The organism is Sodalis sp. RH22, from assembly GCF_047324165.1.
Classification (GTDB): Bacteria; Pseudomonadota; Gammaproteobacteria; order Enterobacterales; family Enterobacteriaceae; genus Acerihabitans.
This window is the reverse complement of sequence record NZ_CP178731.1, coordinates 219,715-232,313: the sequence shown is the minus strand read 5'-3', so window position 1 is coordinate 232,313 and position 12,599 is coordinate 219,715. Positions and strand designations below refer to the sequence as shown.

10 protein-coding genes are annotated in these 12,599 nt (G+C 58.8%); 4 read left to right on the top strand and 6 right to left on the bottom strand.

The features are described 5' to 3' along the window. Positions 1–28: 28 nt before the first annotated feature. Positions 29–661: a TetR family transcriptional regulator gene (locus tag ACL2XN_RS00965; RefSeq protein WP_413729892.1), complete on the bottom strand. Its 633-nt coding sequence runs from the start codon at positions 659–661 to the stop codon at positions 29–31. 137 nt (positions 662–798) lie between these two features. Here ACL2XN_RS00965 and ACL2XN_RS00960 point away from each other — a divergent pair, with 137 nt between their 5' ends. Continuing rightward, positions 799–1,458 carry an O-methyltransferase gene (locus tag ACL2XN_RS00960; protein ID WP_413723149.1) on the top strand — a complete coding sequence of 220 codons (660 nt, stop codon included), beginning with the start codon at positions 799–801 and terminating at the stop codon, positions 1,456–1,458. A gap of 94 nt (positions 1,459–1,552) precedes the next feature. Continuing rightward, positions 1,553–2,764: an MFS transporter gene (locus ACL2XN_RS00955; RefSeq protein WP_410014529.1), complete on the top strand. Its 1,212-nt coding sequence runs from the start codon at positions 1,553–1,555 to the stop codon at positions 2,762–2,764. Between the two features lie 75 nt (positions 2,765–2,839). Here ACL2XN_RS00955 and ACL2XN_RS00950 read toward each other — a convergent pair whose 3' ends face one another. The 4 genes from ACL2XN_RS00950 to ACL2XN_RS00935 form a co-directional block, all read right to left on the bottom strand. Continuing rightward, on the bottom strand, positions 2,840–3,466 hold the full coding sequence (locus ACL2XN_RS00950) for a TetR/AcrR family transcriptional regulator (protein WP_410014528.1): 627 nt from the start codon (positions 3,464–3,466) through the stop codon (positions 2,840–2,842). 108 nt (positions 3,467–3,574) lie between these two features. After that, positions 3,575–4,990, bottom strand: coding sequence for an efflux transporter outer membrane subunit (locus tag ACL2XN_RS00945; RefSeq protein ID WP_413729890.1), 1,416 nt, complete (start codon positions 4,988–4,990; stop codon positions 3,575–3,577). Continuing rightward, a complete protein-coding gene (locus tag ACL2XN_RS00940; RefSeq protein WP_413729889.1) occupies positions 4,983–8,120 on the bottom strand; it encodes an efflux RND transporter permease subunit in 3,138 nt (1,045 codons plus the stop codon). The genes ACL2XN_RS00945 and ACL2XN_RS00940 overlap by 8 nt, the downstream gene beginning before the upstream one ends. Positions 8,121–8,130: 10 nt before the next feature. After that, on the bottom strand, positions 8,131–9,273 hold the full coding sequence (locus ACL2XN_RS00935; RefSeq protein WP_413728102.1) for an efflux RND transporter periplasmic adaptor subunit: 1,143 nt from the start codon (positions 9,271–9,273) through the stop codon (positions 8,131–8,133). Between the two features lie 423 nt (positions 9,274–9,696). On the opposite strand from ACL2XN_RS00935, the gene ACL2XN_RS00930 reads away from it, so the two are divergent. Then, a complete protein-coding gene (locus ACL2XN_RS00930) occupies positions 9,697–10,200 on the top strand; it encodes an Lrp/AsnC family transcriptional regulator (RefSeq protein ID WP_413728101.1) in 504 nt (167 codons plus the stop codon). Between the two features lie 240 nt (positions 10,201–10,440). Next, entirely contained in the window at positions 10,441–10,851 is a 411-nt protein-coding gene (locus tag ACL2XN_RS00925) for a DUF2000 family protein (RefSeq protein ID WP_413729887.1), read from the top strand. Between the two features lie 24 nt (positions 10,852–10,875). Here the strand turns inward: ACL2XN_RS00925 and ACL2XN_RS00920 are convergent, their stop codons facing one another. Further along, entirely contained in the window at positions 10,876–12,471 is a 1,596-nt protein-coding gene (locus ACL2XN_RS00920; RefSeq protein WP_413729886.1) for an MFS transporter, read from the bottom strand. Positions 12,472–12,599 lie beyond the last annotated feature (128 nt).

Sequence of the window (12,599 nt, the reverse complement as noted above, 5' to 3'; positions counted from 1 at the left end):
CGCTAAAACCCGGTTAAAAACGCCCGGTTCAACGATGGCCAATCCCTTCGAGATAGGCGCAGAACATATCCGCCATGGCGTCGGAATAGGCGGTGATCTCGGCGGCGGTACGGGGACCCGCGGAAAAATGTTTCCCCACGGTACTGAGGGTCGTCATGATCAGGTCGCTTGCCAATGCCCGGGTTGTTAGCGACGCGTTGGGCAGCACCTCCCGCATAAAGGCTTGCACAGTCTGGTCGATCGCCGCCTGGGCCTCCTGCGCCTCGGGGACATCCCGATAGAGGGGTGCGGCATCATTGAGCGCCACGCGCATCTCGGCCTCCTCGCATTCGGAGCGAATAAAGGCGTGCGCTAATATGCGCAAACGCTCCAGCGGCGGTGTCCCGCCATCGTCAAGGATGCGCCGCAGTAATTCCGTAGTTTGCCGCCATTCATCGCTTTGGAGACGAAAAAGGATCGACGCCTTATTCGGGAAATACTGATACACCGATCCAATGCTCACACCGGCCCTTTCGGCAACCCGCGCGGTGGTGAACCGCGGCGCGCCCTCTTCCTTTAAAACCTGAGTAGCCGCTTCGAGAATCGCGGCCACAAGCTCTGCCGAACGCGCCTGCTGGGGTATTTTTCGTGAGGAAATCTGCGGGTTTCGGCGATGGGTCATGGGGGCCCTGGCAACGTGAAGGTGAATGCGAATAGGAAACATGACGAATTAGTCGTATTCTAAAACGCGAGTAATTACTCATATTATCCGGCCGCCGCAAGGCGGTCAACATCAGCCCTACACTATCGGACACTTTTATGATCACCACACTCTCCACCGCTCCGCTGGCTCCCCTGCTGGATCGCCTGTTCAAACAGGCGGACGAGGCGCGCAGTCCGGCCTGGGCGGCAATGGCGCACGAAGAACGCGAACGCTTTATGCACAGCAAGACTGACTATCTCGCGCTCTATGGGCACCTGAAAGACCTCTGGCTGCCGGTCTCGCGCGAAACCGGCACGCTTCTTTATATGCTGGCGCGCAGCGCCAATGCACGCACCATCGTGGAGTTCGGTACGTCGTTCGGCATCTCGACTTTATACCTGGCGGCGGCGCTGCGCGACAACGGCGGCGGCCGGCTTATCACCAGCGAGTTTGAACCGTCCAAGCTGGCGCAGGCGCGCGCGAATCTGACCGCCGGCGGGCTGATCGACCTGGTGGAGATCAGGGCCGGCGACGCGCTCAAAACGCTGGCCGCCGATCTGCCCCCGTCCATCGACCTGCTGTTGCTGGATGGCGCCAAGTCGCTCTATAGCGACATCCTTAACCTGGTCGAAAAGCGGCTGCGGCCGGGGGCGCTCATCGTCGCCGACAATACCGACTACAGCCCCGATTATCTGGCGCGCGTGCGCTCGCCCGCCGGGGGCTACCTGTCCACGCCATTCGCCCAAGACGTGGAATTGTCCATCAAACTCGGTTGAGCATGACTTCCCATGTTTTTCATTCAGGCGATGCCATTACGCCAATATTCATTACCGGCGCCACGGGGTGGCGCTTTGCGGGGATTAATGCATTATGACTGATACGCTTAAGCGGGATCCCGCGCAGAAACGCCTCATGCTGCTGATGGCGATCTTGTTTGTTTCCTATTTGTGCGTGGCCATTCCTCTCCCTGTCATTCCCGTATTCGTGACCGGGAAACTGGGGTTCGGCAATGTTTACGCAGGTCTCGGCGTTGGCGTCGCCTTCCTGTCGACGGTATTGACCCGCGGCTATGCCGGCAACCTGGCCGACCGCCGTGGCGCCAGGTATGCGGTCAGGATGGGGCTGGGCTTTTATACGTGCGGGGCGCTCATTTCGTCGGGGGCGGGATTTTTGCCCTACGCCCCCTGGCTTGCGTATCTGGTTCTTATCGCGGGCCGGTTGCTGGTCGGCCTGGGCGAAAGCCTGGTCGGCGTCGGCATTATCCTATGGGGGGTGGGTTTGGTGGGGCCCGCGCGTTCAGGCCAGGTACTGGCCCTGGTCGGCGCCGCCATTTACGGCGCCCTGGCCGTCGGCGGCCCGGTGGGACTGGCGCTGCTGAAATGGTTTGGCTTTTCCAGCACCATGGCTGTGAGCGCGCTGCTCTGCGCCCTGGGCCTGCTGGCGATCTGGCGCGTGGCCGGCGTCGCCCCGTCTGCGCACGGCAAACGCCCCGCCTTTACGAACGTGCTCGGCAGAATCTGGCTGCATGGGGTGGTCGTTTGCCTTCAAGGCATTGGATTTGCCGCTATCGGCGCGTTCTTCGCCCTCTATTTCCTGCATCAGGAATGGCATTACGCCGGGCTGGGCCTGACGGCTTTCGGCTGCGGATTCGTCCTGGTCCGCGTGCTATTTGGCCATCTGCCCGATCGCATGGGCGGCCTTCCCGTGGCGCTTGGATCGCTGGCAATCGAAGCCATCGGCCAGATTCTTATCTGGAGCGCGCACGATCCCTCCCTCGCCCTTGCCGGCGCATTCCTTACCGGACTCGGGTGCTCATTGGTCTTTCCGGCCATGGGGCGTGAAGTGGTTCATCTCGTGGAGCCGCATCTGCGCGGCAGCGCCATGGGCGGGTACGCGGCCTTCCAGGATCTCGCCTATGGCTTGACGGGGCCTGTGGCGGGATTTCTGGCGGACCGCGCCGGCTACGGCAGCCTATTTCTGGTCGGCGGGATTGCGGCGGCGATGGGCTTTTTCATCGCGCTTTATCTCTATCGCGCCAATACCGCCGTGGCTGCGCGCAACTCCCGCGCGTCGGGAGATTGACCACGTCAGCGCGTGCGCGGGTTATCCCTGCGCATTCGCCTACGGGCCTCCCAGGCCCTGTTGCTTGCAAATGCATTACTCGGGAGCGGTTTCGGGCCTGGCGGGAAACACCGCCGAGAAGAGGTTCAGATAGATTTGCTGCAAACCCTTATGCGTGGTTTGCCGCTGCTGTGTCAAGATACGCAGCATGGTTCCCTCGGTGAGCACCGCCATCAGCTCCGCCAGACTGGCGGCGGCGTCATGGCTCATCTCCGGATAGGCCTGCATTAGCATCTTGCAGCCCTCCCGGAAGAGTACGGCATCAACATCCAGCAGAATGCGGGCAATACGCGGATTGCGCGTCGCTTCCGCCGAGACCTCCAGCATCAGCGCCTGGTTGATTTCCGTCTCATCGCCATCCAAAAGCCGGTGATCCGCCAGCGCTGAAGCCATATGTTCCAGGTTGTTATCGTTATCAAGCATGAGTTGCACCCGATGCTTGACGATACGATGCGCGATTTCTTCGATAATCGCCTCTTTATTGGTGAAATAGCGGTATATCTGGCCGACGCTCAACTGGGATTGCGCCGCGATTTCAGCCATACCGGCGCCATGGAAACCGTGTTTACGAAAGCATAGGCGGGCAGCGGCAATAATCTGATCGCGCCGATCCGCAATTTTCTGTTGCCTGTCGGGCACCAGGGGTTTGTTTTTAGTTGCCATCAGATCTTAATCCTTTACCGGGGCCAGCAATAAATCTAGCGGTAAGCCGGTCTAAAAGGCAATCGCCAGGCGCCGATGATAGCGGACCGGGGGCGGTAAGCGCCAGGGCTACTGTCGCCACCCGCCGCCCAGAACTTTGTACAGGGTAATCTGTTGCTGCAGTAAATCCAGCTGCGTCGTGATTTGCGACTGTTGCGCGCTATAAAGCGAACGCTGAGCCACCAGCACAGACAGATAATTATCCACACCCTGGCGATAACGCATATTCGACGCATCATAGTTTCGCTGGTTGGCCGCGGTGTTCAGCGAACGGGCGGCCAGTTCGTCCTGATAGGTCGACTGGCCGGCCAGGGCGTCCGAGACTTCTTTAAACGCGGTTTGGATGGATTTTTCATAATTCGCCACCTCGATTTTTTGCGAGGTTTTAGCGATATCCAGATTGGCCCGGTTCACGCCGCCATCAAAAATCGGCAGGGTGATTGTCGGCACAAACGACCAGGCCGCGGTCCCTCCCTCCAGCAAATGTCCCAGGCTGCTGCTTGAGGATCCGCCCGCCGCCGTCAGGCTGATGCTTGGGAAAAATGCCGCCCGCGCTGCGCCGATATTGGCGTTAGCCGCTTTCAGGGTATGTTCGGCGGCAATAATATCCGGCCGCCGCGTCAGCAAATCGGACGGCAGGCCGGCCGGTGTCGCCGGGAAACGCCACTCTTTATTCAGGCGGGCATGCTCGGCCAGACCGGCGGGCAGCCCGGTTCCGGCCAGCAGGCGCAGCGCATTGATATCCTGCCGTACCTGGCGGGTATATTGCGCCACATCGGCCTGGGCGCTGCGCACCGTGGTTTCCGCTTGCGCCAAATCCTGCGAGGTGCTGACGCCGGCATCATAGCTGCGTTTGGTCAAATCATAGGATTGTTGCTGGCTGGCGGCGGTCTGTTGCGCCAACAGTAATAATTCATTGTCCGAACACAATGTCAAATATCCCGTCGCCACTTCGGCAATCAGGCTGATTTGCGTCGCCTGCTGCGTCGCCTCGGTCGACAGATAGCTTTCCAGACTTTTGTCGCGCAGACTGCGCACCCGGCCGAAAAAATCCATCTCCCAGGAAGTGACGCCCAGGCTGGCATCGTATTGATGGTAGGTTACCGGCCCGGAGCTTTGGGTCGAATACAGGTTCCCCGGCAAATGTTCCGCCGTTTGACTGGCGGACAAATCTACCGTGGGCAGCAGCGCGGCCCGGTCGATATGGAATTGCGCGCGCGCCGTCTCGACATTCAGCGCCGCCACTCGCAAATCGCGGTTATTGGCTAACGCCAGGCCGATCAGCTGATGCATGGCCGGGTCGGTAAAGAATGTTTGCCAGCGGATATCCGCGCCGTCCGCCGCCTTGCCGCGCTGGCCGGCGGCGTCCCAGTCCGCGGCCACCGGCATTGCCGGCCGGTGGTACGCCGGCTGCAAGGTACAGCCGGCCAGCGCCAGGGAAATCATAACAGGCACAAGAGCCGGAACCAGATAACGTTTATTCATGAGAGGTCGCCTCGGACTGCGATGTTTTTTTGTTTTTACGGGTGAACAGGTTGACCACGACGACATAAAACATCGGCACAAAAAAGATGGCCAGGAAGGTAGCGGTAAGCATGCCGCCCACCACGGCGGTGCCAATGGAATGTTGACTGCCCGATCCGGCGCCATGGGAAATCGTCAATGGCAAGACGCCGAGGATAAACGCCATCGAGGTCATGATAATGGGGCGGATCCGCAGCCTGGCCGCGTCAATGGCAGACTCGACCAGATCTTTGCCCTGCTTTTCATGCAGCTCTTTGGCGAACTCCACAATCAGGATGGCGTTCTTCGCCGCCAGCCCGACCGTGGTCAGCAGCCCGACCTGGAAAAAGACATCGTTTTGTAATCCGCGCAGCAATACCGCGCCGATGGTGCCCAACACGCCAAGCGGTACCACCAGCAGCACCGAAAAAGGTATGGACCAGCTCTCATACAAGGCGGCGAGGCAAAGGAATACCACCAGCACCGAAAGGCTGTACAGGGCCGGCGTCTGCGAGCCGGACAATTGTTCTTCATAAGACAGTCCGTGCCACTGCACGCTGAAGCCCTGCGGCAATTTGGCGGCGATGTCATTGACCGCCTTAACCGCGGCGCCCGAACTCAACCCGCTTGCCGGCGATCCCATAATCTCCACCGCCGAGACGCCGTTGAAACGTTCATAGCGGGGTGAGCCATAGATCCATTTACCGCTGCCGAAAGCCGAGAACGGTACCATCTGGCCGCTGCCGTTGCGGAAATACCATTTATCCAGATCTTCCGGGGTCACGCGCGATGAGGCGTTGCCCTGGATGTAGACCTGCTTGACGCGGTCCTCATACATAAACTGGTTTACATAGGTGGAACCCCAGGCGGCGGACAGCGTATCGTTGATATCGTCCAGGTTCAGGCCCAGCGCGCTGGCGCGCTCGTCATCAATAAGCAGTTGGTACTGCGGTTCGTCCTCCATCCCGTTGGGACGTACCGCCGTCAGGCGTTTATCCTGCGCGGCCAGTTGCAGGAACTGATTACGCGCCGCCATCAAGGCGTCATGGCCTTTGCCGGCGTTATCCTGCAGGTAGAAGTCAAAACCGGTCGCGTTGCCCAGCTCCATCACCGCCGGTGGGATCAGCGCAAAGGCCTTACCGTCTTTTAACGTGGCGAAGTGCTGCATGGCGCGGCCGGCCAGCGCCTGCACCGACAGGTTGCCGCCGCCGCGCTCGCTCCAGTCCTTGAGTTTGACAAACGCCATGGCGCTGTTCTGCCCGCGGCCGGAAAAGCTGAAGCCGTTGGCGGCGAATACCGAGCTCACCGAGGCGGATTCCTTGTCCAGCAGATAGTTTTCCATATCCATCAGGACCTGCTGGGTGCGCAGCGCCGAGGCGTTGGCCGGCAGGGTCACCTGCATCATCATCACGCCCTGGTCTTCGTCCGGCAGAAAGGACCCGGGAACACGGGTAAACAAATAACCGGTGGCCGCCACGATAAGCAGGTAAACCAGCATAAATACCCTGCGCCGTGAAATAACGCCGCCGACATAGCGGGTGTAATGCACGGTGCCCGAATCGAATTTGCGGTTGAACCAGCCGGAGAAACCACGCTGCGATCGCTCTCCCGCCGAGGCCCTGAGCAGGGTGGCGCATAATGCCGGCGTGAAAATCAGCGCCATCAGCACCGACAACGCCATGGCCGAAACAATGGTGATGGAGAACTGGCGATAAATAATCCCGGTGGAGCCGCTGAAAAAAGCCATCGGGACCAGCACCGCCGCCAGCACCAGGGCGATGCCAAACAACGCGCCCTGAATTTGCGCCATGGATTTGATGGTGGCGTCTTTCGGCCCGAGCTTTTCTTCGGACATGACCCGCTCGACGTTTTCCACCACCACGATGGCGTCATCCACCAGCAAGCCTATCGCCAGCACCATACCGAACATGGTCAGCGTATTGATCGAGTACCCAAAGGCCGCCAGTATGCCAAACGTACCAAGCAGGACCACGGGCACCACCATGGTGGTGATGAGCGTGGCACGCAGATTTTGTAAAAACAGCAGCATGACGCAGAACACCAGCACAATGGCTTCAAACAAGGTTTTGACCACCTCTTCTATCGAGGCGCTGACCACCGGCGAGGTTTCGTATGGGTATTCGATCCTGACGTTGTCCGGTAGGGAAGACTGCAGACCGGCGATGGTGGCTTTGACCGCTTTGGCGGTATCCAGCACATTGGCGCCGCTGGCCAGCCTTAACGCCATCCCGGATGAAGGCTGGCCGTTAAAAGTTGACGAAATGCTGTAATCTTCCGGCCCCAAATCAATATTGGCGACATCGCGTAAGCGCACCTGCGAGCCATCGGTATTCACCTTAAGCAGGATATCTTCAAACTGTTTCACGCTTTCCAGGCGGGTTTTACCGATAATCGTGGCGCTGAATTTGGCATTCTTTACCGAAGGCAGCCCCCCCAGTTTACCGGAAGAAATTTGCACGTTTTGCCGGGTAATGGCGGTACTGACGTCGCTTGGGATCAAGGAATATTGATACAATTTGGCCGGGTCCAGCCAGATACGCATGGCGTATTCGGAACCCATCACCATAAAGTCGCCCACCCCTTTGGTACGGGCGATGGGGTCTTCCAGTTTGGACACCAGGAGATTGGCCAGATCGGAATCGCTCAATTTGCCGTCTTGCGAAATCAGGCTCACCACCATCATGAAATTGGCCTGATATTTGGCGACCCTCAGCCCTTGGGTGGTCACCTCGGTGGGCAATTGCGACTCCGCCAGCGAAACCTTGTTTTGTACCTGTACCTGCGCGGTATCCGGATCGGTGCCTTGATCGAAGGTCGCGATAATGGTGGCGCTGCCGTCGCTGTTACTTTGCGATTCAAGATAACGGAGATTGTCCAGGCCGTTCATTTGCTGTTCGATAACCTGAACCACGGTTTTTTGCGTGGTTTCCGCGCTTGCGCCAGGATAGGTCACGGAAACCGAAATAGCCGGAGGCGCGATATTAGGGTATTGGTTGATCGATAAAGACAAGATGGACAAGCCGCCCGCCAGCATAATGACGATGGCGATAACCCAGGCAAAAATGGGACGTTCGATAAAAAACTTCGACATCTTGTTTCCCCTATTGTGCCGACGGATCGGTCATCGAAGAGTTGTTGCTGCCCGTTGAGGCGACGGCGTTCCGACGTTCGCTGGCGTTAACCTTGATACCGGCGCGGATATTCTGGAGCCCGTCGGTAACGACTCTTTCACCGGCCTGCAGCCCCTGCACCACCAGCCACTCCCCGTCGATCATTTCGCCGGTGGCGACAGTGCGTTGTTCGATGGTGTCATCGGTTTTCACCACATAGACGTAAGGTTTACCTTTGACGTCATGGCCGACCGCTTCCTGGGGAATAAGAATGCCCTGCTCCTGCACGCCCTGGCGCAGGACCGCATGCACAAACATCCCCGGCAGCAGTTCGTTATGCGGGTTGGGGAACGATGCCCGCAGGGTTACCGATCCCGTCCCCTCATCCACCGTCACTTCAGAAAACTCCAGCTTGCCCTCCTGTTGATAGATGCTGCCGTCCTCAAGGGTCAGTTGTACCGCCGCGGCGTTATCGCCGGCCGATTTCAGATGGCCCTGCGCCAGCGCCCGGCGCAAACGCAAAAGATCCTGAGAGGATTCGCTGATATCGACGTACATCGGATCCAGCTGTTGGATGGTGGTCAGATAGCTCGTCTGCCCGCTGGTCACCAAAGCGCCCTCGGTGTATATCGACCGGCCGATATGGCCGGAAATCGGTGCCTTGACCTGGGTGTAATTCAGATTGACCCGCGCGGTTTCCACATCAGCGGCCGCTTCTTTGGCGGCGGCGACCGCATCGTCGTAAACCTGGCCGCTGACGGCGTGGGCTTCCGACAGCGGCTTGTAGCGTTTGGCCAGCGCAGCGGCGTTGGTGAACGTCGCCTGCGCCTTATCATAGGCGGCCTGATACGTGGCGGGGTCGATCTGATATAACGGCTGGCCGGCCTTCACCTCGGCACCCTCGGTGAAAAGCCGCTTCAGGATAATGCCGTCGACCTGCGGCCGGACCTCCGCGCCCTTTACCGCCGTGGTCCTGCCGGGTAATTGGGTGGTAAGTGTTACCGGCTGGGTATGTAGCGTGACAATACTGACTTGCGGTATGGCGGCTGGTTGTCCGGCCGTTGGCGAGGTCGAGTCATCACAGCCGGCAATCAACAAAAACATACTGATAATCAGTAATTTTGGATGCGTCATCGGTTCACTCTTTCAATCGTTATGTTTTGAGAACAATCATTCTCAGAAAGAGTGGATATTACCCTAACGCCGGCCGCGATAACGTAAGGATTGCGTTAACAATAATGTCAAATTGAATCGCAAAAACACCTTTTTTGCCGTTATGGTATGCCAGGAGGATTAATATCATGGCAAGGAGACGTTTATTTTCGCTGTTTGCCTTGGGGAATATTCAAGCGCACTCATCGAGGCAAAATCTGCCGCCGGCTGTATTAACGATCAACAAGAATAAAGCAGCCGGCATAACGTAACAAAACGGCCAATACCGATAACACGCGGGATGTGGCATTCATATGAGACGGGGTCACTTCCAATGACTTTATCTCATTCCCCGGCTGTTTTATGATGCCGAACCAGCGTCAATACTTTCGGGGGTGGAAACACGTGAGTAAAAGCAAACAGACCGCAAGAAGCGCCTTTTCCCGCCTTGACGCGGCGGATCGCAAGCTCCTCGCCCTGCTGTCGGAGGACGCAACGAGAAGTTACGCCGAGCTGGGCCAGTTAATGCATTTATCGCCGCCCGCCATCCACGAGCGGGCCAAGCGTCTAAGACAGGATGGCGTCATCAAAGGCACGGTCGCCCTCTTGGACGGCAAAAAGCTAGGCCGCCCCTTGCTTGCTTTCGTGCACGTTGACACCAAAAACTGGACAAGTACCCGCCGGATTCTAGAATTTCGCGCCTTTAATGAAGTCGAGGAAATCCACACGGTCACCGGGGAAAGCGCTATCCTGCTCAAGGTCCGCACGCAAGACACTCAGTCCCTGGAGGCATTGCTTGGCAAGATTCATGAAATAGAGGGCGTGTCTTCCACGCATAGCCATATCGCCCTCTCTACCTACCTGGAACGCGGCCCGAGCCCGTTAATGGATGGCGACGACGCGGATTGAAAAAATGGCCGCCGCATTTCCCTGCGTTTTTTTTCAGGCGTGTTCCCAAGGTACATACAGGCTATCAGGGCTGAAGAATATTCAGGATTTCATGGTCCGGCAAGACACTTAAACAGATGTGCCGCGAACCGCGTTCGTATTTTCGCGCCTCTCGCCTTATACACTTCCTAGCGCCGAATATTATGTGAGAAAATTATATTACCGCAGAATAATGTTCAACCAGCGATAGTGAATGACGATATGGTACCTCTGACCAAGACCGCGATAATACTTTTGGATCCCCTCCCGCTCTGGAAAAAACTGAACGTCACGGCTTTTCTGGCGACAGGCATTGGCGATGCCTCCCCCGAGGCCATGAGCGAGATATATATCGATGCGGATGAGCGGCAATATACCCGACTGTTCGGGCAACCTATAGTCGTATTTTCGGCTTCGCAGGATACGCTGTTACGCGCGCTGCGGGTTGGTCAGGAGAGGGGCCTGACGTGTTCCGCCTATGTGAACGCTATGTTTGATCAATCCCATGGCGAGGAAGGGCGCAGGGTTTTTCGCGCCGAGCACGCGCACAGGCCGGATTTAGTGGGGCTTGCCGTGCGTGGCCCGCGCAAGGATGTCGATAAGGCAATCAAAGGCGCCCGGCTCCATCCGTAAGCACGGGTAAAAATACCGCCGGTGTCACGGGTTCGATGACCGCGTCAATTCCGCCGTGCGTCCCGCGCCCCGCAATGCGATAAAGATGACGATGGCGGTTATTGCCGCGATTGCCGAAAGCACGTCGAGCAGGAGGCTGAACACGCTCTGGTAAATTGCGGTCAGGGCCTCAGGGGAAGACGCGTTGAGGGCGGCATTCGCCCCTGCCAAATCGCCGCCTGCCAGGCGCTGCGCGGCTGCGCTGGCCGATGATGGCGCCTCCGGCAGTAAAGAATCAAACCGGGGGATAAGCAACGCCACAAGCAGCGCGTTTACCATCGCGAGCGCGATGCCTTCACCCGCCACGCGGGTGGTGTTGAAGATGCCCGTCGCCATGCCGGCGCGTTCGCGCGGCACGACGCTGAGGGCGAGCCCGTCCATCAGCCCCCAGGGAAGACTGATGCCGATGCCGATCAGCAGGAGCGGAGCAATCAGCGCCGGGCCGGCCTCGCCGCCCGCCCAGCGGCCCAGCCATAAGAGACCGCAGGCCGACAGCATCAGCCCTGTTCCGCACAGCGCAGCGGAGGATAACCATCGCGTGAGCAGGCCCGCGATGAGCGGCAGGACCAGGAGCGGACCGCAAAGCGCCATCATGATCCATCCGACCTTCAGTTCACTCATGCCATTGATGCCGACGAGCCGGATGGGAAGCAGCACCAGCAGGACCACAAAAGCGTAAGCCGGCGCCGCGGCCAGCAGTTGTACAGCGACGAAACGCGGAATACGGAACAGCGACAGGTCGAGCATCGGCCGCCGCGCGGAGGTTTCTACCAGGACAAAAACGGCGCCGAGGAGCAATGCGCCGGCCAAAGACACAATGACCGGCATAGCCAGCCAGCCGGCCGCCGGCGCGACCAAAATGCCGTTGGTAAGGAAAGCCAGCGCGGCGGTGAAGCTGACGGCGCCTTTCCAGTCGAGGCCTGCGGCGTCGGGATCGCGCGATTCGCGCACCACGCCGGTGCCAAGAAGGAACGCCGCGCCGGCAAGGACCGCCGCCAGGAAAAAGATTGAGCGCCAGCCGAAGATAGCAATCATAAGCCCTGAACTTATCGGCCCGAAGGCCAGGCCGATGCCGAAACTCGTGCCGACCACGCTGAAAGCCCTGATGGCGCCGGGGCCGGTGAATTCTTGCGCCAGCGCCGCCATCACGCCGGAGAACGCTAACGCCGACGCGACGCCCTGGGCGGCGCGCAGCAAATCGGCGGTGAACAGGTTTGGCGAGAAGGCAAGCGCGGCCGAAACGATGCACAGGGCGCAGGACCCGCAAAGGAAGATCTTCTTTCGTCCAAAGGTGTCGGCGAGCGCTCCGGCAGCCATCAGGCAGCTGCCGAAGGCGAGCATGAAGGCATTGGAGATCCAGGCGAGTTCCAGCGAACTGCCTTCCAGCGCCCGGCCGAGCGTCGGAATGGCCACGGCCGGCCCGGTGAAGGCGAGCGGGTTCGCCACCGCGATAAGGCAGGCAGACAGGAGTACGCAGGCCTTGCGCAACGCGCCGCCTGAAGTCTGGTTAGTGTTCAAATAAACCTCATTGATGATTTCAGCGTGCCTTAACGGCGGCGCTGCCGCATAAAATAATGCCATGGAGCTTACGCGATATATTGGCGAATAGGTGTCGCCACAGCGGCGACACCTATGATGCAAGGACGGGGGGCTGGCGAGGAAAGGGAATGTAGGACTGATATCACTTATGAGCATGATGAATAAGTCCT